The sequence below is a fragment of the Acinetobacter sp. GW821-FHT01C12 genome, assembly GCF_059422625.1.
In genome coordinates this window covers 12628-33210 of the sequence record NZ_JBWKXD010000010.1, presented here as the reverse complement: position 1 = coordinate 33210, position 20583 = coordinate 12628, and the positions used below count along the sequence as shown (strand labels likewise).

Here is a 20583-nt window from a genome sequence, read left to right as displayed (position 1 = left end):
CTGTTGCTGAGTTGGAAAGGGAATAAGGACATGCAACTTTCATTTATGGAAATGAGCTCCCCAGTCGGGATATTAAAATTAGTCGCCCACGATCATGCCTTGGTTGCAGTACTTTGGGAAAATGAAAATCCTAAACGGGTTCGTTTGGCTGAATTAATTAAAAACAATACACATCCAGTTTTGTTGGAGACGGCGAAACAATTGAATGAATATTTTCAAGGAAAAAGAACCCAGTTCGATTTACCGCTAGATTTTGCGGGGACTGAGTTTCAACAGAAAGTTTGGCAAGCTTTATTGACGATTCCATTTGGTGAAACGCGGAGCTATAAAGAGATCGCAGAACAGATTGGAAATGTCAAAGCGGTTCGGGCAGTGGGCGCAGCGAATGGTAAAAATCCGATCTCTATTATTGCGCCATGTCATCGTGTGGTCGGGGCTGATGGTAAATTAGTAGGTTTTGCGGGTGGGTTGGATAATAAGGATATTCTTTTAAAAATTGAACAAGTGCCATAGACTCAACGCTATTCATTATTACATTACAATTTAAAATGATTGCACAAATTTTTGCACCATTGTTATCAAATCTAGGTTGGATCGTTTTACTTTTGGTTGCGATTACGCTGGTTAAATTATTTAAGCTCTTTTTAAAAGGGAAAATAGGTGAATTTACTGTCAGCACCCATGTAAAACTCTATTTAGACAAAGAAAATTATATTTTATTGAATGATTGTACGCTGCCTGATGAGCAAAATCAGACCACCCAAATAGATCATATTTTATTAAGTCCTTATGGTATTTTTGTCATTGAAACAAAGAATTATAAAGGTTGGATATTTGGTGGCGAGCGTCAAAAAATTTGGACACAAAAGATTTATAAAAAGAGCTATAAGTTCCAAAATCCATTACATCAAAATTATAAGCACCAAAAAGTTTTAGAAAGTGTGCTCACAGATATTGTTGATTCCACTCAGATCCATTCAATCGTGGTTTTTATGCCTGATTGCGAATTTAAAACCCAAATGCCAAACAATGTCTTTCGTGGTGCAGGTTGGACAGATTATGTCAAACAATTTAAGCAAATCAACATTTCTCCAATGAAATTAAAACGTATTCAGTATCGTCTAGAGAAAGAAATTTTAGAAAAGTCGTGGAAAACCAATCGCCAACACATACAAAGCCTTAAAGATAAATATACTGAGAAATGAACATATTACTCATAATCAACATCGTACTGATTAAATTATATTTTTTGTATGATTGGATCCATATGCTGTAACTGTGGCATTAAGATCAGCAGAGGATGAGGGGGGAAATCACTCATCCGCAGCTTTAGACTTTAACCATTTCCATTGCCCATTTTTAAACTGGTAAGTGTCGATCCACCATCTTGCACCGCCTCGACATGAGCTGGTCATTTGTTTCTTCTGGGGAATCAGTTTGAGATCCGTCAATCCAGAACATTGTGCATGGCTAAAATCAATTTTTTCTTGGTCCAACACTTGATAATCTTTACTTTTAGGGCGATAGAGAAAAATATCAAAAATAGAATAAACCCCCATTCCCATATCAGGTGTAGACACAGCAATATCGGTATATCCATCAAAATTATAGTCTTGAAAATGAATCTGTCGTTTTCGTTCAAATGGTAATTCTGCAAGATCAAATGCTTGCTGTTTAGCCGCTGTTTGAATGATGAGTTGACCTGATTCGTCATCGCCATCTTTAAAAATAAAATGGGTTTTTTGCCCATTCACTACATCGTTAATATTGCGATTTACAGTTTGTTGTTGTGGTTGAGCAAATGCGAATGGGGTTAAAAGTAAACTTGATAGCATTATTGTCGTGAGTGTTTTATGCATTGTTATTCTCGTTGTCATTCCCATTGTTTTAAGGGATTTCCAAGTTTCAGCTGTTTATTGAAACTTGGATGCTATTTTCAAAAGTGCAGAGTAATATTCAACATTTAAAAGCGCTTTGGAATTTTTTGCCCACCTTCAATCGGCGTTTCGGCATTTTTTAATACACCAAATAACCATGTTTCAGCATGTTGTACCGCGATTTTAAGCGGATCTCCTAGTGCTAAACGTCCTGCAATAAAGCTTGCCAATGAACAGCCTGAACCATGGTATTCACCTTCTAAACGGGGACATTTAGATTCAGCGATCATTTCACCATTCACATACAAGGCGTTGCGAATATAGTCTGGGGTATCTTCATGCCCACCTTTTACCAGAACAGCTTGTGCGCCCATTTCAAACAGCTTGGCAGTGGCTTTTTCTATGTCTTGTTCTGCTGTTAAGGCACGTAATTCCACAGTATTTGGGGTAATGATTGTTGCCAGTGGAATTAGTCCGATAAAGGCTTTAACTAAGGTCTCTTGATTACCCAGTGAGCCACCACTATTTGCCACTAAAACAGGATCAAGTACATATAGATAATCTGGATGTTCACGTAAAAACTCAGCCAGCGCAGCAATATTATCTGTGGTTCCTAACATCCCCGATTTGATGGCTTTAATAGGTAAATCACCGACAACAGCATTGGCCTGAGCAAGCAGTAGTTCTTTGGAGCTGGCTTCAAAACCAAAAACTTGTTGAGAGTTTTGAATGGTTAATGCTGTACAAGCAATTGCCGCATGTGCGCCACTTTGACCAATCGCTTCAATATCAGCCTGTATACCAGCACCACCAGAAGGGTCTAGACCTGAAAAACAAAGTACAGTAGGGCGCACGATGATGTCCTTAATTCACAAATTTACGTTAGTATAGGCAAGTTTACGAGAACACTCGATAGTAATTTGATAATTGTTTCAAACACAGATTTAAAGGATTGGATGGTGATAAAGAATATTTTAATTGATCTCGACGGCACATTAACCGACCCAAAAGTAGGCATTACGACATCTGCACGTTATGGACTTGCAAAGGTTGGGCATCCGATTCCTGACAGTGAAAATATCGACTGGATTATTGGTCCACCGTTAAAGGCATCATTGGCAAAGCTACTCAATGTTGAAGCAAATGACCTCTTAGCTGAGCAAGCTTTATTGGGTTATCGTGAACGTTTTGCTGTAACTGGCCTATTTGAAAATCATGTTTTTGATGATGTAGCGCAAACCTTGGAAGCCTTAAAAAGTAAGGGCTATCGACTGTTTTTAGCCACCGCAAAACCTGAAGTTTATGCACGTCAAATCTTAGATCATTTTGATTTATTAAAATATTTTGATTATCCCTATGGCAGTGAGTTAAATGGCGAGCGCACCAATAAAGGTGAGTTAATCACTTATATCCTTGAAAAAGAAAAGTTAAATCCAGAAGAGTGTTTGATGGTGGGAGATCGGGAACATGATATTTTTGGTGCACGTAAAAATGCGATTGAAACCATTGCGGTAGAATATGGATATGGCTCAAAACAAGAATTGGACGAAGCAGCGCCGAAAGCAAGAATTGCAAAGTTCTCTGAATTGTTAAACCTACTCTAAATCTGCTTTTAGTTCAGACTTTTGGGATAATTTGAATTTACCTTAATCATCCCCAACCAAGAATATTTTATCGATGTGTTGGGGATTTTACTCGTAATCACATAGTTAGTTAGTAGCAATCACATATTTAAACAGGGACTAAATCCCCAGTAGTCTTTTAATGTCATTCACTCAATTGGGTAGAGATACTGCATGATGTGGAATCGTTAAACGCTTAAACCCATCACCGCTCAATTTACGATTCACTTGCAGTAAAACTTGGCTTTAAGGTGGAGAGATATTCAAATCTGCAATGCATCCCATGTCACTCCGTATAAAGGTAAAATGATGGAATTAGCGCACATCCAAATACAATGATTCCTTAATTTCCTCCATCACTATATAGCTATGTGAAGAGGCTGAAGATGGAAGTTTTTTAAGTAAATCACCAAGTAAGCGTCGATAAGCGCTCATTTCTTTTAGTCGGGCTTTGACTAAATAATCAAAATCTCCCGAAATAAGATGGCACTCTTGTACTTCTGGTATTTCCATTAAGTCCTTAGCCACTTGTTCAAACACATCACCAGACTTTGCTGATAAGCTAATTTCTAGAAAAACCAATAAGTTGCGATCAAGATGTTTCGGGTTTAGACGAGCATGATAGCCCATAATGATACCATCTCGCTCCAAGCGTTTGACGCGTTCAGAACAAGGTGTGGTCGATAAACTGACCCGTGAAGCCAATTCGCTGATGGCAATTCGACCCTCATTTTGAAGAATATCTAAAATCATTCGATCTATACGGTCTAATTTACGCATCAATTATTCCCTTTTTTTTAATCATTTTTCACGACAATAAATTAAAACACCTAAATTTTAGCATTAAAAATAGTGAAATAAACTATTTAACCAAAAATATACTAGTGAAATAAACTAGTAAATGCATAAAGGATAAGAAATGCGTGTAATAGTATTAGGTAGTGGTGTGATTGGCGTAGCAAGTGCATATTACCTCGCGCAGCAAGGAGCACAAGTTACAGTTTTAGACCGTCAAGCAGGTCCAGCTGAAGAAACCAGCTTTGGTAATGCAGGTCAAATTTCTCCAGGATATTCGACACCGTGGGCTGCACCCGGTATTCCATTTAAAGCGGTTAAGTGGATGTTTCAACATCATGCACCACTCGCGATTAATATCGATGGCAGTATGTGGCAGTTACAGTGGATGGCGCAAATGCTTAAAAACTGTAACTCAGAAAGTTATGCGATCAACAAAGAACGTATGACCCGTGTTGCAGAATATAGTCGTGACTGTTTAAGAGAACTGCGTAAAGATACTGGGATTGAATACGAAAACCGTTCAAAAGGCACATTGCAAGTTTTCCGTAATGAAGCTCAATTAGAAATGGTTCAGCGTGATATTGCTGTACTTAAAGAATGTGGTGTTCCACATGAGTTATTGCTTAAAGATGATCTTGCTAAAGTAGAACCAGCACTTGAACATGCCAAAGATAAATTGGTCGGTGGTTTACATCTTCCAAATGATGAAACGGGCGACTGCTATTTATTTACCAATGCTTTAGCCAATTTAGCCAAAGGTTTAGGTGTCGAGTTTAAATTCAACCAAAATGTTGAAAGATTGGTGGTTGAAGGTGATGAAATCAAAGGTGTTGTGATCAATGGTGAAGTGTTAATTGCTGATCGCTATGTATTGGCTTTTGGTAGCTATTCACGTGATTTCTTAAAGCCGCTGGAATTGAATTTACCTGTTTACCCAGTGAAGGGTTATTCTTTAACTATTCCAATTGTTGATCCAACATTTGCACCACAATCTACAGTTTTGGATGAAACCTATAAAATCGCGATTACTCGTTTTGATCAACGTATTCGTGTTGGTGGAATGGCAGAATTAAGCGGTTTTAATCATGGTTTAAATGCGGATCGCCGTGGCACATTGGAAATGGTGACCCAAGATTTATTCCCGGGTGGTGATTTGGCACAAGCATCATTTTGGACCGGTCTTCGCCCAATGACCCCAGACAGCACACCAATTATTGGCGCAACACGTTTTAAAAACTTATTCCTCAATACAGGGCATGGCACTTTAGGCTGGACGATGGCATGTGGCTCAGGAAAATTGATTAGTGATTTGGTACTTAATCATCAAACCGATATCAGTACCGAAGGTTTATCTATTCAGCGTTATCCACACGCTGCTTAAGTGCCACTTTATTAAAACAGTGATAAATAAATTGTTTAGCGATAAATAATTTACAACGCCAATCCATATTCAGGGATGAATAAAATGCCTAGACCAATTACTGCCGTCATTCATCAGGATGCTTTGTTGCATAACCTGAATGTCGCCCGTCAATTTATGCCACAAAGTAAAGTTTTTACCGTGGTCAAGGCCAATGCTTATGGACATGGTATTGAACGCGTCTATGATGCATTCAAATCCGCAGATGGTTTTGCTTTGTTGGATATCGATGAAGCAAAACGTCTAAGAACATCGGGATGGACAGGTCCAATTCTGCTCTTAGAAGGCATTTTTTCAGCCGATGATTTATTGGATTGTGAAAAGTATCAATTAAGTTTTAGCCTGCATAATGAAGATCAAGTGAATTGGCTAGAACAATTTAAAAGCCAATCTCTCAAAGACAATCCAGCACAGATGCAATTCGATGTATTTTTAAAAATGAATACAGGAATGAATCGCCTTGGTTTTAAACCTGATGCGTATCGGGCAATGTGGCAGAGATTAAAGCAATTCGATGTGGTGAAATCTATCACGCATATGATGCATTTTTCAGATGCTGATGGTGAGCGTTTGGGGCAATCTGGGATTGCCTACCAGCAGGCTATTTTTGAACAAACTATTCAAGATTTAGATGGTGAGCGCTCAGTTTCAAATAGTGCGGCCATTCTCCGACATTCACAAGATTTACGTTCAGATTATATTCGTAGCGGGATTATGCTGTACGGCAGTTCTCCAGACTATCCAACACACTCAATTCATGACTGGAACCTTAAACCAAGCATGAGTTTACGCAGTGAAATCATTGCAATTCAAGATTTACAGCCAAGTGAAACAGTAGGGTATGGATCTAGATTTACTGCAACCCAAGCCATGAAAATCGGAATCGTGGCATGTGGTTATGCAGATGGTTACCAACGTATTTCTATGGATGCACCAGTATTGGTTAATTCTGTACGAACCCAAACTATTGGCCGTGTCAGCATGGACATGTTAGCGGTTGATTTAACCCATATCCCAGATGCGCGAGTTGGAAGCGAAGTGGTGCTTTGGGGACAGTCGTCAAATGGAACTGTACTGCCGATTGATGAAGTTGCAGCAAGTTCTGGAACCGTAGGTTATGAGCTCATGTGTGGTGTAACTGCACGGGTCAATTTTAAAATTTCAAAATAAGGACATCAACATGTCAAACAACGTTCAACACGCAGATATTCAAAAGCTTAACAGCAATCAAGTGATGAGTGCAGTCACCATTTTCAATAAAGTGGTTTATTTGTCTGGTCAAGTTCCTAAAAATACCCAACAGGATATTATTGGTCAAACTCAAGAAATCTTAGCAACGATTGATCAGTTATTGCTTGAGGCAAATACCGATAAATCACGCTTATTGTCTGCTCATGTTTACATCAAAAATTTGGATGATTTTGCAACTTTTAACACCATTTGGATTGATTGGTTAGAAGGCTGTGTTGCACCATCTCGCGCAACAATTCAAGCGGATTTGGTTAATCCAGATTGGTTGATTGAGATCGCAGTTATTGCGGCGCAGGCATAAATTAATCTCTTGTCATAAAGTAGAATTGATTATTGTCAATAATTAAAGCAGTATTTGCCCCGAATTAAAGCTGGACACATGTAAACCATGTGGCCCAGTTCGCGTTAGGTAGAACAATAGAACGGGAATGTTCTTATGCCACAAGCGGGTTTTACCTCCAAAAAATTGTCAAAAAGGATATTTTTATGACAACTTCAAGCCATTCAGATGACGTACCATCGTCGCCAAATGAGCTACAACGGAAATTATCCAATCGTCACCTACAATTGATTGCGATTGGTGGTGCAATTGGTACAGGCTTATTTATGGGTTCTGGGAAAACCATTTCCCTTGCAGGCCCTTCAATTCTGATCATTTATATGATCATTGGTGCAATGTTCTTTTTCCTGATGCGCGCATTGGGTGAAATTTTACTTTCAAATCTGCACTACAAATCCTTTATTGATATGGCACATGACTTAATTGGTCCGGGTGCTGGCTATTATATTGGCTGGTCATACTGGCTCGGTTGGATCTTAGTGGGTATTGCGGATTTGGCTGCAATTATCAACTATCTCAACTTTTGGCTTCCTGACGGAACCGCCTTTACCCCCATGGGACAAGCCTTAATTAGTGCCGGATGCGTACTCTTGGTCTTGGGGATTAATCTCCTCACGGTAAAGTTGTTTGGTGAAATTGAGTTTTGGTTTGCTTTGATCAAAATTTTAGCCATTGTCGGATTGATTCTTATTGGTGGCTATATGGTGTTGAGCCATTTCCAAGCACCGACAGGTTCAGTTGCAAGCTTTAGCAATGTCTGGTCGCATGGTGGCATGTTCCCGAAAGGCGCAAGTGGCTTTTTAGCAGGTTTCCAAATTGCCTTGTTTGCTTTTGTCGGTGTCGAGCTGATCGGTACTATGGCGGCAGAAACCAAAGATCCTGAAAAGAACTTACCTAAAGCGGTTAATGCGATTCCGACCCGTATTATTTTGTTCTATGTATTGGCACTCTTTATCGTGATGTCGGTAACCCCTTGGAATGAAATTCCTGCGGATCAAAGTCCATTTGTCACATTGTTCCTACATGCTGGTATTGGTGCAGCTGCTGTGATTATGAACTTGGTGGTTTTATCCTCGGTAATGTCATCGATGAACAGTGGTGTATTTTCAACCAGCCGTATGTTGTTTGGATTGGCCAAAGAAGGGCAAGCACCGACGAAGTTGGCTGAGCTGTCTAAACGTGCCGTTCCTGCAAAAGGTTTGTTGTTCTCTTGTGGCTTTATTATGGCAGGTGCAGCACTACAATATTTTGTTCCAAATACCGTTGAAGCATTTACCTTAGCCAGTTCTTTATGTGTGATTTTATTCATTAGTATCTGGAGTATTATTATGGTGTGTTATATACGCTACCGTAAATTACGCCCAGAATTGCATGAGAAATCAAACTTTAAAATGCCGGGGGGTGTATGGATGTCTTATCTTGTTTTGATCTTCCTTGCCTTTACTTTGGTGATTTTAAGTCTTGAGCCTGATACTTTAAAAGCTTTAATCATCAGCCCATTGTGGGTGATTATTTTAGCGGTGACCTATCAAATGATGTACAAACCGCGTATGAAAAAGCGTAATCAACAGCTTTAATGTTGAATATTCAATTGATCAGGAGATGGTGTTAGATCATCTCCTGAATAACTATGATATGAAAAAATCTTATATAAATTAATTTTAAAAATTAAACACTTAGATTAAATATAAGATACTTAACTTTTTGATTTTCTCCGTGATTGATTGCATAGACCAAATGTAAAATTTAACAAATTATTCAAAATAAAATACTGAAATAAAAATAAAAAACACGTTTAATAGCATCATTTACGCTAAACAACAGCATATATGCGCAATAACAAGATCGATCTCTTACGTGGAATTTCAATTTTATTGGTACTTCTCCACCATTTTAATATTCCTTATAAACTGCATGACACATTTCTAGGTGTACAAATCTTTGGCGAAAGCTTAAGTACTTTAATTGCCCGCAATGGTAATTATGGCGTGACCTTATTTTTTGTGATTTCAGGTTTTTTAATCACCCAACATACTATACAAAGAAGCGGCACACTCGCGCAGATTAAGCTCAAAGATTTCTATATCCGCCGTATTGCCCGAATTATGCCTTGTTTGGTACTACTGGTGGTGCTGGTGACGGCACTGGGTGCAATGGGGCTAAAACCCTTTATCAACCAAGCGCCAAACGGTATTGAAGTTTCTTACGGCTTAACTGTATTTTCTGCTTTTACCTTTTGGATGAATATTCTGATCATTGAAAATGGCTGGGTGAATTATGCACTTGGTGTGCTGTGGTCTTTATCTGTTGAGGAAGTCTTTTATTTAGCATTTCCGATTTTGTGTGTTGTATTAGGCCGTGGTAAAGGCTTTATTATATTTTTATTGGCAATCATCATTTATGCACCTTATTTCCGTTCATTACATTTTTCCGAGGAAAGCGGGGCTTATCTTTATCATTACTTCTCAAGTTTTGATGGAATTGCGATTGGTTGCTTAACTGCTTTAATGACTCAACAGATGGGACAAAAAATACAGGTTTCAAAAATCGTGGTTCCAATCATTGTTTTGTTGATGGCCGCTGTTTATTTATATGCACCAATTAAAGAGGTTAGTACGTGGGGAATCAGCATTTTTGCCATATTGTCAGCAATGCTGATCTTCTGTTTTGCTCAGAACCCACACACTGAATCTCGCTCTATATTGTCAAATGGTGTAGCGTGGATTGGACAACGTAGTTATGAAATGTACTTGTTTCATTTGATTATCTTGGGTTTATTTAAAGTTTTTTATTTTCCTAAAGAAACCTTAGCAATTGAAAAATTAATGCTATTGCCAATTTATTTTATTGCTGTTTTTGTATTGAGTTGGGCCATTGAAAAGTATTATTCAACGCCGATGAATACAAAAATTAGAAATTGGCTAATTAAGCGCCATTGAAAAAAATCCTATATTTATTGAGTTTGCACAAGTAAATGGTTATTCGGGAACGGATCTAATCGGACTTGATGTTGAGCGCAATAGAGTGATTGTGCATTGTTTAAGGTATTAACAACTACTTTTTACATTATTGAATCGTATATGGAGTAACTATCGTATGGCGACATGGATTAAGTTTTTATAATTTCATATTGCTGAATTTATTAAAAGATTATTTAGGTGGGCCTGTAAATTACATACAATCAATAAAAAAACCTCCATTTAGGAGGTTTCTATCTACAAGTTAAAATGTTGGTTTAACGACCACTAAAATCACCACTGCAAATAAAATCAGGGTTGGCATTTCATTGAAAAACCGCCAAAACTTATGCGATTTATAATGTGCATTGCCAATCAGTTTTTTACGGTAATAGCCACAAACAAAGTGGTAGATCACCAAAAGACCAACTAAACCGACTTTTAGATAAAACCATAAAGCTTCATGGTAATGACGTGTTGCATCACCCCAGTCTACGAGAAAATGTGCGGTGATTAATGTTGCGATCATCGAAGGCCACATAATGCCGCGATATAATTTACGCTCCATGATCTCGAAACGCTGATGACTTAGATTGTCATCGCTCATGGCATGGTAGACAAACAAACGCGGGAGATAAAACAGTGCTGCAAACCAACACACGACTGCAATGATATGTAAAGCTTTTACCCAAAGGAAAGCTTCTGAAGGAGCATCCATCAATTTACCCTTTTAAGGGCAGTGTGCGAGATGTTGATCACCCAAACTTATTTTAAATTTGAATGATCAACAATTCTTTGTTTAGCCTTCCCATTTTTTAAAAATGAGACAAGCATTGACACCGCCAAAACCGAAACTGTTACTCATCACAGTATTCAATTTTGTATCGCGTTTTTCAAGTACGATGTCATAACCTTTTGTGCCTTCATCAAGTTCAGTGACATTGATGTTTGGCGCGATAAAGTCATTTTGCATCATCAATACAGAATAAATGGCTTCTTGAACACCAGCAGCACCCAGACTGTGACCTGTCATAGACTTGGTTGAGCTTAATGGTGGAACATTGCCTTCACCAAATGCACGACCCATCGCAAGAAGTTCAGTCACATCACCAGCAGGTGTTGAAGTACCATGGGTATTGACATAGTCAACCTTATCTACGCCATGTTGTTTAGCTTCTTCTAAAGCCATTAAAATACAACGGGTCGCACCTTCACCCGATGGTGCAACCATATCCGCACCATCCGAATTTGCAGCATAAGCAACCACTTCTGCAAGAATATTTGCACCACGTGCTTGAGCATGTTCAAGTGATTCAAGTACAACGAAACCACCACCACCCGCAATCACAAAACCGTCACGGTCAGCTGAGTATGGGCGTGACGCTGTTTCTGGAGCATCATTATATTTAGAACATAGTGCGCCCATTGCATCAAACAATAAGCTTTGTGACCAGTGATCTTCTTCACCGCCACCGGCCAACATTAAATCTTGTTTACCCAATTGAATCAGGTTGTAAGCATAGCCAATCGCATCAGCTGAAGTTGCACAAGCACTGGTGATTGAATGAGCAACACCTTGTAATTTAAATGCAACACCGACATTGGCAGTAATGGTGTTTGACATATTACGTGGTACGAAGAACGGGCCAATTTTACGCGCACCTTTTTCTTCTAAAAGTTTAACCATCTCTGTAACAGACGCAGTTGAGTTACCACCTGAACCCCCTGCAATACCGTAACGAGGATTACCGCCCAATTGTTCTGGTGTTAAGCCTGCATGTTCAACGGCTGCAAGCGCAGAATTGTAGGCATACATTGCACATATGCCCATGAAGCGCTTGAGTTTACGGTCAATACCATCAAAATCTTGTTCTGCTGCGGCACTGACATGACTTTTAAAATTAAGTTCTTCGTAAGTTGAATTATGACGTGTCCCTGAAATACCATTTTCCAAAGAGTGCTTAACAGCTTCCAATGTATTACCGATACATGAGTTAATGCCCATACCAGTGATGACAACACGACGGTTCATGCAAAGTCCTTTATTTTAGAATACAGAATGAATGTTTACATTTAAACGCGTTTACTTTTTTAGTTCAATGGCGAAAGATATTGATTCTTACGCATCATTTAAAACAATATATTGTATGCTTAAAAGTTAATTAAATAACTGAAAATAAATATATTTATTATTTTTATAATAATATGAATTCATGATGGATATTTACATCAATTAGGCAAAACCATCCATAAGCAGGGCTTACCTGAGATGGTTTGAAGCACTAATTTTTGAAATAAATTTTAAATTGCTGGAATAAGCATGGTGTTTTATCCCTATTGTAGAACAAGGCTTCTTTTTACCTGCTGAGTTGAATTACCCATATAACCGATATGATGACTATCAACAGAAATCATATCGGTTGCAATACAACTGTTATAGCCTGTAGCAAGCCTCAACAAAATTTCTTTGTCTTTATGAATTACCAAGGCGTTTTCTTTTCCCACTCTGGATCAAAACCTGATGTCGATGCAGCAACTTTTAAATAATCTGCATAACTCTCAGCCAATAAAATTGGTGGAATCTGTTTAAGTGGAAGTTCATTGTTATTCCAAGAGCGGCTGGCTTTCTTGCTAAAGGTGAGTTCATAAAGTACAGCTGGAATATTTTCCTCTGGTACATAACTTCCGCTAAATGTAATTTCTACATCAATACCCAACTGTTTATACGGCTTGGTATAGCGGTCAAATGAACCACCATCTTCGATACTGGCACGTTGGTAGCCTAATTTGGTCACTACACCACGGAGGGTAAAGGTGTCTGTAAGCCAGCCGTTATGATCCTTAATTTCAGTGACATTATCATCCTCAAGCTTCGGTAGGTGATGAGTCATCTGTTCAAATAAGAATTTCACTTTATAGTCTTTAAAGTGTGCAATCCAATCTTTGGCTTCCTCTTCACCAACCAAAACCGCATGAGAAATTTGAATTTTGCTGTCTGCATTGAGTTCGACTTCATCATCATCTAAATTCAGTAATGCACCATCATCACTTGGTCTAAAACTGATTTTTTCACCATTGGTTTTGATCTCAAGCCAAATCAGCTTTTGGATTAAGCGTCTCACGATTGGGTGGGCAAAGATATACTCTTGCCACTCAGCAACATTCCACTGACGTTCGCTACACATCGCCTCATACAAACGACCGATTTGCATATCAACGACTTGTTTAAACTCTTTTTTACTGGTGCTAAATAGTGCTTTGGCTTCTTTGATCAGGCTTTCATCATCATTTTGGCGGGCAGCAGGTAATGCTTTAACTTCTTTACCTTCTTCATTTTTAAGAATGAATTTGTCTTTATCATCGACAATGGCACTAAAGTTACGTGAGCCATATTGTAGCTGTAACACACCATTTTCATCTAAGCCTGCTGTTGGAATAGTGCGGTCAGCCAGCTCATCACTTGTCCATTGATTACGTTCAGCAATTTCAGCAACTAATGTGTTTGCAAGTGTTTGCACTGAAGCGGTCCGATAACGACGTGAAAGTGAAAGCAACAGTTGGATGATTAATGGGTCATTACTGATCGATAATGCACTGATCATGGCTTCTAATTGAGCTCGGCGCGTATAGTGCTGTTTGATAAAATCTTGTATTTGTTTGACGGCAAAACTTCCTTGAGCTGCAAATGCCAGTGCTAAGAAACCTTTACTTTTGATTGCTGAACCTAAAATACAAGAAAGCTGAATGTTTATGATTTCTGTAATGACTTCCTCAAGTGTAATCGTCCCATAGTATGCATAATAAGTGTCATTTTTCGCCCAAGCCTGATAAGCATTACGATACTGTTGTAAACGTTGTGGCGCATTTTTAACAGCATATTCTGTTGCTTCATCCAATCTAGGACCACGAGTATCTTCAGTAATAAAGCTCTGTAGGGCGAAATTTGCAAGTTCTTGTTGGCTTTTTTCACTCAATAATCCTACATAACGTTGTAGCAATTGATTGGCTTTTGGTTCCTTCAATTTTTCTGCCAAAATCGCCCACCATTGTATGATTTTGGGGTCAACATCTGTGCTATTTTGCCATTTCACTTTTGGTAAAGTTTCAAAATCAAACCATTTAAAACTCACTGATAATTTACCTTTTAGCCCAGCTTCTGCTTCTTTAAGCAGTACTTCTGGCTTGAGATAAGCATTAATATCTTGTCCGAGCTTTTCCAATGCCGTTAAAAGTGCAGCTCGAACGATTTCATTTTTCTCTTTATTCAGCAAAGTATTCAGTGGTTTTACTGCATCTTGATTTTGCAAACGTGCCGACCACTCAATTGCAGCAATTCTTACTTCTTGCTTACCAGATTCAAGTGCTGTGATGGCTTGTAGATGGATGTCTGGAATCTTTTCCAAAGCCTGTTGTGCATCAAAGCGTAAGCTCTTATTTTCACCAAGTGCTAATTCTAATAATTTGGGAATAAACTCACTTGGCACTTGTGGGAAATATCTTAAAATATTGATTGCTTTTTGGGGATTAAATTGCTGCCAACTGTCTTTGAAAAGAGAAGGTGTTAAGCCTAAAGCTTCTGTTAAAAATGCTTGATGATCGGCAAAAAATGGCCAAATTTTTTCAGGGTCAACGATATAATGAGACAACATATTGTACTCATCCATTAACATACCTTGAGCAATTAAACGATCAGCTTGACTGAATTTGGTCCGATGCATGGCATCGGCAAGTTGTTTTAAATCGAGTGTTGCTGTCTGTTCTGTTGTTAATATATCAAATAAATCTTCCCAATATAGATTTCCACGTTCAGAGTGGAATGAACGAAGTGCATGGAATATCGTATAATTATTTTGTTCTTTTATGCGGTTTTTATAATGAATAATCTCAAAATCATAAGCAAATGATTTACGTTCTATTTCACCATTTAACTGTTGTACAACTGATTCTAAATTGGTTTTTTTGACATATGTCCGATTTTTAAAGTAGTTTTGAAAATGTCGTGATTGATAATCTGAGGTTTTATTTTTCTCAATTTCCAATAATGCTTTTTGCTCTGCTTTAGTTAAAATTTCTTGATAATTTTCCAATATGATTTCAGTAAAAGATTCAGGAAGTTTTTTCTCGACCAGCGCTACAAAGTCTGGCAGTTTGACTTGTTCAAGCTGAGTTTTTTCACTTGGTTTTAGTCTTTGTAATGCCATTTGTATGGTTTGTTGTACTGACTTTTGCTTTTCTTCATTAAGGGCTTTTTCTAAAAGTTGAGCATGATCTTGCCCTAAACGTGCAAAAAGTTCCGCTGCCGCAGAGCGTTCTTGGCTATTCCCTGAAAATAAGAAATAACGCATATGTTCTTGAACGATATTTTGATCGATGATGCTCAATAATGGCGAAGCTTTATCACTGATGGCTTTGGTTTTATGCAATGAAAGTCGTACGATGAGTTTGCTAAGTTTATCGTATAAATCGCCATGTTTTTGCAAGAAATCTAAGAATATATGAATTCCGTTGCTGGTTAAATTGGGGATTTTTTCAATTAATTCATCTGCATATTGTGCTAAAAAAGATTCTGTGTCTTTCAAATTGAAAAGCAAATTTAAGCGATCAAAATCGTGACTTCTCAGATTCTTACGTTCAAATAAGGCCAATAATAAATGTTGTTCGAAACCTTCTTGTTCACTTTCGAGCAATTCAAAGAGTTTTTGTAAGGTCCAATGAGATTTGATATTTTGTGACTGTCCTAAAGCTTTAAAACCAACACCATAAGTTGTGTTTAATGCATCGACGATAAAATATAAAAACCAAACAGGTGCTTGTTCATAAAAATTAATAAAATTAAGTCGCTTGGTTGTTGCTTCTAACACTTTTGCAAAACGTACAATCTGCGCATGATCAAGCTCATCAAAAATTACGCCATATAATTTTTGACGTGCATTTTGCGAATGATAAGCCATGTGCTCTTGCTGACGATTAATATGAAAATTGGGTCTATACCAATTGTACGTGCCAGGATTACCCAGTAGGGCAGTGGCTTGATCATCAGGGAGTTTTTGAAAAACAAGTAATATTTCTGGATTTTCACCAGTGATTACAAATTTTAAGGTTTGGGCTGGTAAATCAGCATCAATATCGACTAAAGGTTTAAAAATATCTTGTAAATTTTGAGCTGTATCTAGGCTAAATGGAGCAAATAATTCATTTATTTGCATATATGTCATATCTTGCATTTGGCACCTTATTATTAAATTTCATTTTTGGATCTCATTGAATTTTAATCTAAATTTTTTATGGATGATATCGTGCTTAGTTTTATGACGACATGATGTGTCTTTGTGAATATTAATATTCCATTTTCACAATAAAATATCAAACAGCCAGTTTTGAAAAACTGGCTGTTATCCCTTTTTTAGCGATTATTTATACATTTTGATCTAGATTACCAAGGCGTTTTCTTTTCCCATTCTGGATCAAAACCTGATGTCGATGCAGCAACTTTTAAATAGTCTGCATAGCTCTCAGCCAATAAAATTGGTGGAATCTGTTTAAGTGGAAGTTCATTGTTGTTCCAAGAGCGACTGGCTTTCTTGCTAAAGGTGAGTTCATAAAGTACAGCTGGAATATTTTCCTCTGGTACATAACTTCCGCTAAATGTAATTTCTACATCAATACCCAACTGTTTATACGGCTTGGTATAGCGGTCAAATGAACCACCATCTTCGATACTGGCACGTTGGTAGCCTAATTTGGTTACTACACCACGGAGGGTAAAGGTGTCTGTAAGCCAGCCGTTATGATCCTTAATTTCAGTGACATTATCATCTTCAAGCTTCGGTAGGTGATGGGTCATCTGTTCAAATAAGAATTTCACTTTGTAGTCTTTAAAGTGTGCAATCCAATCTTTGGCTTCCTTTTCACCAACCAAAACCGCATGAGAAATTTGAATTTTACTGTCTGCACTGAGTTCGATTTCATCATCATCTAAATTCAGTAATGCACCATCATCACTTGGTCTAAAACTGATTTTTTCACCATTGGTTTTGATTTCAAGCCAAATCAGTTTTTGGATTAAGCGTCTCATGATTGGATGGGCAAAGATATACTCTTGCCACTCAGCAACATTCCACTGACGTTCGCTACACATCGCCTCATACAAACGACCTGTTTGCATATCCACGACTTGTTTAAACTCTTTTTTACTGGTGCTAAATAGTGCTTTGGCTTCTTTGATCAGGCTTTCATCATCATTTTGGCGGGCAGCAGGTAATGCTTTAACTTCTTTACCTTCTTCATTTTTAAGAATGAATTTGTCTTTATCATCAACAATGGCACTAAAGTTACGTGAGCCATATTGTAGCTGTAACACACCATTTTCATCTAAGCCTGCTGTTGGAATAGTGCGGTCAGCCAGCTCATCACTTGTCCATTGATTACGTTCAGCAATTTCAGCAACTAATGTGTTTGCAAGTGTTTGCACTGAAGCAGTCCGATAACGACGTGAAAGTGAAAGCAACAGTTGGATGATTAATGGGTCATTACTGATCGATAATGCACTAATCATGGCTTCAATTTGTGAGCGACGAGGGTAGTGTTGCTTCATATAGTTCTGCAATTGTTTTACTGCAAAACTTCCTTGTGCATTGGCGGTCAGTGAAAGCATACCTTTACTTTTGATCGCGGAACCCAGATAAAGTCCTAAACGTTCGCGTTTAATCTCTTCAATCACTTCTTCTAAGGTGATGGTGCCATATTTGGCATAATATTCAGGGTATTTTTCACCATAACGTTTGTATGAATCCCGATAAGAACTTAGACGGCCAGACGCTTCTGTAGTTGCATATTGCGTTGCTTCATCCAATGGTGTTTGTAAGGTATCTTGATGAATAAAACTGTGTAATAAATGATTGGCAAGTTGTACCTGATCTTTTTGATCGAGTAAGTCACTATAGCGTTGTAATAAGGCATTGGCTCTAGGCTCTTTCAGTTTTTCCGCCAATATCACCCACCATTTGACAATTCTAGGGTCAACCTCTTTGCCATTCTGCCATTTCACTTTTGGCAATGTGTCAAAATCAAACCATGTAAAACTGCTTGAAAGTTTGCCTTTTAAACCGTCTTCTGCTTCTTTTAGCAACACTTCTGGTTTGAGATAGGCACTAATATCCTGTCCAAGCTTTTCTAATGCTGTTAGAAGAGCAGCTCGAACGATTTCTTTCTTCTCTTTTTTTAGTAAAGCATTCAGCGGTTTTACTGCATCTTGATTTTGTAGACGTGCTAGCCATTCAATTGCAGTGATTCGAATGTCTTGTTTACCCGAATCTAGGGCTTCGATGGCACGTTGATGAATGTCAGGAAGGTGCTGTAAGGTTTCTTGCGCTTCATAACGCAAACGCTTATTTTCACCCAATGCAAATTCGAGTAAGCGAGGAATAAATTGTACTGGTAAGGATGGGAAACATTTAAGTACAAATATTGCATCGGATGGGTTAAAGCTTTGATATTCATTTTTTTCTAAAGATGGAGAAAGCCCCAACGCTTCAGTTAAATACTCTTGATTTTCCGCAAAAAATGGCCAAATTTTATCTTTTTCATAAATATGATCTTGTAAACTTTGATAATAGGATGATCCCGCTAGCATCCCTTGTGCGACTCTACGTTTTGGATCATTAAATTTAGCCGCATCTAAGGCCTGAACGATATGGCGAAGTTCATAATTGGCATATTCTTCAGGTTTAAGCATTTCAAATAAATTAGGCCAATAAATCCAATTCCGATTGCGTATCGCAATGATTCTCATGGCATGATTAATGGAAAACTCAGGATATTTTTTATATTTATTTTTATGGGTAATAATATTTTCAACTTGGTGGACATTTTTAAAAGATGCATCACCGTTCAATTGGTCAACAATCGACGTTAAGGTTTGATGATTGATTTTTTTAAGCTGCTTTAAATGATCTTGAGCCCAAGTTCTTTTATAACTTGCTGTTTTATTCTCTTCAATTTCATCGGCAGCATTCTGTTCAGCTTTAGCCAAAATTTCTTGATAGTTTTCTAAAATAACCTCGGTAAAACTTGCTGGAATTTTTTGTTCAACAAATGGTTGAAAGGTTGGTGCTTCAAAATCTTGCTGTAATTGTGCAGTATCAACAGATCTTAAGCGCTGAATTGCCATTTGTAATATTTGTTGTACAGATTTTTGTTTTTCTTGTGCAAAAGCTTGTTCTAGTACTGTCAGATTGTCAGCACCTAAACGTGCCAATAGATCTGCAGAAAAGCCACGTTCCTGACTTGAACCTTCCAATAGATTTTGATTTAAATATTTTTGGCTATCTTCTGGATTTAAATTCGTCAATAAACTGGTGGCTTTAGTACGAATGATTTTAGATTTCCCTACAGAAAGTTTTACAATCAAGTCGGGGATTTGTTTGATCAATGTCGTTTGTTTGGCGATATAGTCTAAAAAGTTTTCTTGTCCAATGATGCTCAGTGTTGGAATAAGTTTTCTGAGTTGATCTAATCGGGCTGAAATGAAATCTTGGGTGTCCTTGAGTAATAATATTTTATCTAATTTATTAGAATGATAACTGTCGATATTTTGGCGCTCAAATAAATAAGGCAGTAGTTCATGGCCTAAACCCTGTTGATCACTTTCAAGTAAATCAAATAGTTTTTGTTGGGTCCAATTTTGCTTTAACAATTTATTCGGATCTGCTTCGCTAAAATGCTGGCTGTCAAACGCGGTAATAAATGTGTCTACTGTGAGATAAATAAACCAAGCGGGCACTTTTTCATAAATATTGGTAAAATTTTTCTGTTGTGTTGCCGCTTCAAGCACTTTGGCAAAACGAATAATTTGTTCAAATTCTAATTCTTCAAAGATCTCACCATAATAACGTCGGCGTAGTTTTAGTGCTGCTTCAGCAAGCTTATTTTCTTTTTTATCCAGTGATTGATTGTTTTGAGGCCAATACCAGCTATAGGTACCTGGCTTTCCCAGTAAAAGCAGTGCTTTTTCATTTGGGTATTGCTGTAATTTAAGTAATATTTCTGGATTTTCTCCATCCAAAATAAACAAAACCACATTTTGATCAAGTTGGTCTTCAATGACGGCCAAAGGCTGGAAAATATGGTAGAGTTTTTCAACTTTATTTTTTAAATCTTCATTATGTTTTTGAATGTGGTCATGATCAGCGGTTGAGTTTACTAGTTGCGTTTTCACTGCCTTATCCTCAGGCTTTAAAAACATCGACTCAATTTTTGAAAAAAGTTTATTTAACATCTGTATTCCTTTTGAGCAACTCGCTGTTGCTTTTCTATAGGC

General features: G+C 37.7%; 15 protein-coding genes. 8 read left to right on the top strand and 7 right to left on the bottom strand.

Features of this window, described 5'->3' with window-relative positions; all coding sequences use genetic code 11:
* Positions 1-30 precede the first annotated feature (30 nt).
* Both AC07WY_RS17685 and AC07WY_RS17680 read left to right on the top strand, forming a co-directional pair.
* Entirely contained in the window at positions 31-513 is a 483-nt protein-coding gene (locus AC07WY_RS17685) for a methylated-DNA--[protein]-cysteine S-methyltransferase (protein WP_004723675.1), read from the top strand.
* Between the two features lie 35 nt (positions 514-548).
* Complete coding sequence (locus AC07WY_RS17680; protein WP_494736846.1) at positions 549-1205, top strand: nuclease-related domain-containing protein; 657 nt, start codon at positions 549-551, stop codon at positions 1203-1205.
* A 108-nt stretch (positions 1206-1313) separates the two neighbouring features.
* Here AC07WY_RS17680 and AC07WY_RS17675 read toward each other — a convergent pair whose 3' ends face one another.
* Entirely contained in the window at positions 1314-1859 is a 546-nt protein-coding gene (locus AC07WY_RS17675; RefSeq protein ID WP_494736845.1) for an XAC2610-related protein, read from the bottom strand.
* 104 nt (positions 1860-1963) lie between these two features.
* Positions 1964-2731, bottom strand: coding sequence for a hydroxymethylpyrimidine/phosphomethylpyrimidine kinase (locus tag AC07WY_RS17670; protein WP_494736844.1), 768 nt, complete (start codon positions 2729-2731; stop codon positions 1964-1966).
* Positions 2732-2833: 102 nt separating this feature from the next.
* Between AC07WY_RS17670 and AC07WY_RS17665 the strand changes: the two genes are divergently transcribed.
* Entirely contained in the window at positions 2834-3481 is a 648-nt protein-coding gene (locus AC07WY_RS17665) for an HAD-IA family hydrolase (RefSeq protein WP_410549094.1), read from the top strand.
* A gap of 333 nt (positions 3482-3814) precedes the next feature.
* Here the strand turns inward: AC07WY_RS17665 and AC07WY_RS17660 are convergent, their stop codons facing one another.
* A complete protein-coding gene (locus tag AC07WY_RS17660) occupies positions 3815-4279 on the bottom strand; it encodes an Lrp/AsnC ligand binding domain-containing protein (RefSeq protein ID WP_004723670.1) in 465 nt (154 codons plus the stop codon).
* Positions 4280-4418: 139 nt separating this feature from the next.
* Here AC07WY_RS17660 and AC07WY_RS17655 point away from each other — a divergent pair, with 139 nt between their 5' ends.
* The 5 genes from AC07WY_RS17655 to AC07WY_RS17635 all read left to right on the top strand — a co-directional run bounded on the left by AC07WY_RS17655 (position 4419) and on the right by AC07WY_RS17635 (position 10247).
* On the top strand, positions 4419-5678 hold the full coding sequence (locus AC07WY_RS17655; protein ID WP_494736843.1) for a D-amino acid dehydrogenase: 1260 nt from the start codon (positions 4419-4421) through the stop codon (positions 5676-5678).
* An 84-nt stretch (positions 5679-5762) separates the two neighbouring features.
* Positions 5763-6887 carry an alanine racemase gene (alr, locus tag AC07WY_RS17650; protein ID WP_494736842.1) on the top strand — a complete coding sequence of 375 codons (1125 nt, stop codon included), beginning with the start codon at positions 5763-5765 and terminating at the stop codon, positions 6885-6887.
* Between the two features lie 10 nt (positions 6888-6897).
* A complete protein-coding gene (locus AC07WY_RS17645; protein ID WP_004723667.1) occupies positions 6898-7269 on the top strand; it encodes a RidA family protein in 372 nt (123 codons plus the stop codon).
* Between the two features lie 185 nt (positions 7270-7454).
* Complete coding sequence (locus AC07WY_RS17640; RefSeq protein ID WP_004723666.1) at positions 7455-8885, top strand: amino acid permease; 1431 nt, start codon at positions 7455-7457, stop codon at positions 8883-8885.
* Between the two features lie 252 nt (positions 8886-9137).
* On the top strand, positions 9138-10247 hold the full coding sequence (locus AC07WY_RS17635; RefSeq protein ID WP_494736841.1) for an acyltransferase family protein: 1110 nt from the start codon (positions 9138-9140) through the stop codon (positions 10245-10247).
* A 283-nt stretch (positions 10248-10530) separates the two neighbouring features.
* Here the strand turns inward: AC07WY_RS17635 and hemJ are convergent, their stop codons facing one another.
* The 4 genes from hemJ to AC07WY_RS17615 all read right to left on the bottom strand — a co-directional run bounded on the left by hemJ (position 10531) and on the right by AC07WY_RS17615 (position 20541).
* Complete coding sequence (gene hemJ / locus AC07WY_RS17630; RefSeq protein WP_004723664.1) at positions 10531-10983, bottom strand: protoporphyrinogen oxidase HemJ; 453 nt, start codon at positions 10981-10983, stop codon at positions 10531-10533.
* 81 nt (positions 10984-11064) lie between these two features.
* Positions 11065-12297 (bottom strand): beta-ketoacyl synthase N-terminal-like domain-containing protein, encoded by a 1233-nt coding sequence (locus AC07WY_RS17625; RefSeq protein WP_494736840.1) that lies wholly within the window; start codon positions 12295-12297, stop codon positions 11065-11067.
* 448 nt (positions 12298-12745) lie between these two features.
* On the bottom strand, positions 12746-16480 hold the full coding sequence (locus AC07WY_RS17620; RefSeq protein WP_494736876.1) for a DUF4132 domain-containing protein: 3735 nt from the start codon (positions 16478-16480) through the stop codon (positions 12746-12748).
* A 218-nt stretch (positions 16481-16698) separates the two neighbouring features.
* Positions 16699-20541 carry a DUF4132 domain-containing protein gene (locus tag AC07WY_RS17615; RefSeq protein ID WP_494736839.1) on the bottom strand — a complete coding sequence of 1281 codons (3843 nt, stop codon included), beginning with the start codon at positions 20539-20541 and terminating at the stop codon, positions 16699-16701.
* Positions 20542-20583 lie beyond the last annotated feature (42 nt).

Excerpts from the sequence above, each read along its gene's own strand:
- AC07WY_RS17625 (WP_494736840.1), bottom strand. The coding sequence starts at position 12,297 with ATGAACCGTCGTGTTGTCATCACTGGTATGGGCATTAACTCATGTATC.
- AC07WY_RS17680 (WP_494736846.1), top strand. The coding sequence starts at position 549 with ATGATTGCACAAATTTTTGCACCATTGTTATCAAATCTAGGTTGGATC.
- AC07WY_RS17635 (WP_494736841.1), top strand. The coding sequence starts at position 9,138 with ATGCGCAATAACAAGATCGATCTCTTACGTGGAATTTCAATTTTATTG.
- AC07WY_RS17675 (WP_494736845.1), bottom strand. The coding sequence starts at position 1,859 with ATGCATAAAACACTCACGACAATAATGCTATCAAGTTTACTTTTAACC.
- AC07WY_RS17615 (WP_494736839.1), bottom strand. The coding sequence starts at position 20,541 with ATGTTAAATAAACTTTTTTCAAAAATTGAGTCGATGTTTTTAAAGCCT.
- AC07WY_RS17665 (WP_410549094.1), top strand. The coding sequence starts at position 2,834 with ATGGTGATAAAGAATATTTTAATTGATCTCGACGGCACATTAACCGAC.
- AC07WY_RS17640 (WP_004723666.1), top strand. The coding sequence starts at position 7,455 with ATGACAACTTCAAGCCATTCAGATGACGTACCATCGTCGCCAAATGAG.
- AC07WY_RS17660 (WP_004723670.1), bottom strand. The coding sequence starts at position 4,279 with ATGCGTAAATTAGACCGTATAGATCGAATGATTTTAGATATTCTTCAA.
- AC07WY_RS17655 (WP_494736843.1), top strand. The coding sequence starts at position 4,419 with ATGCGTGTAATAGTATTAGGTAGTGGTGTGATTGGCGTAGCAAGTGCA.
- AC07WY_RS17645 (WP_004723667.1), top strand. The coding sequence starts at position 6,898 with ATGTCAAACAACGTTCAACACGCAGATATTCAAAAGCTTAACAGCAAT.
- alr (WP_494736842.1), top strand. The coding sequence starts at position 5,763 with ATGCCTAGACCAATTACTGCCGTCATTCATCAGGATGCTTTGTTGCAT.
- AC07WY_RS17620 (WP_494736876.1), bottom strand. The coding sequence starts at position 16,480 with ATGACATATATGCAAATAAATGAATTATTTGCTCCATTTAGCCTAGAT.
- hemJ (WP_004723664.1), bottom strand. The coding sequence starts at position 10,983 with ATGGATGCTCCTTCAGAAGCTTTCCTTTGGGTAAAAGCTTTACATATC.
- AC07WY_RS17685 (WP_004723675.1), top strand. The coding sequence starts at position 31 with ATGCAACTTTCATTTATGGAAATGAGCTCCCCAGTCGGGATATTAAAA.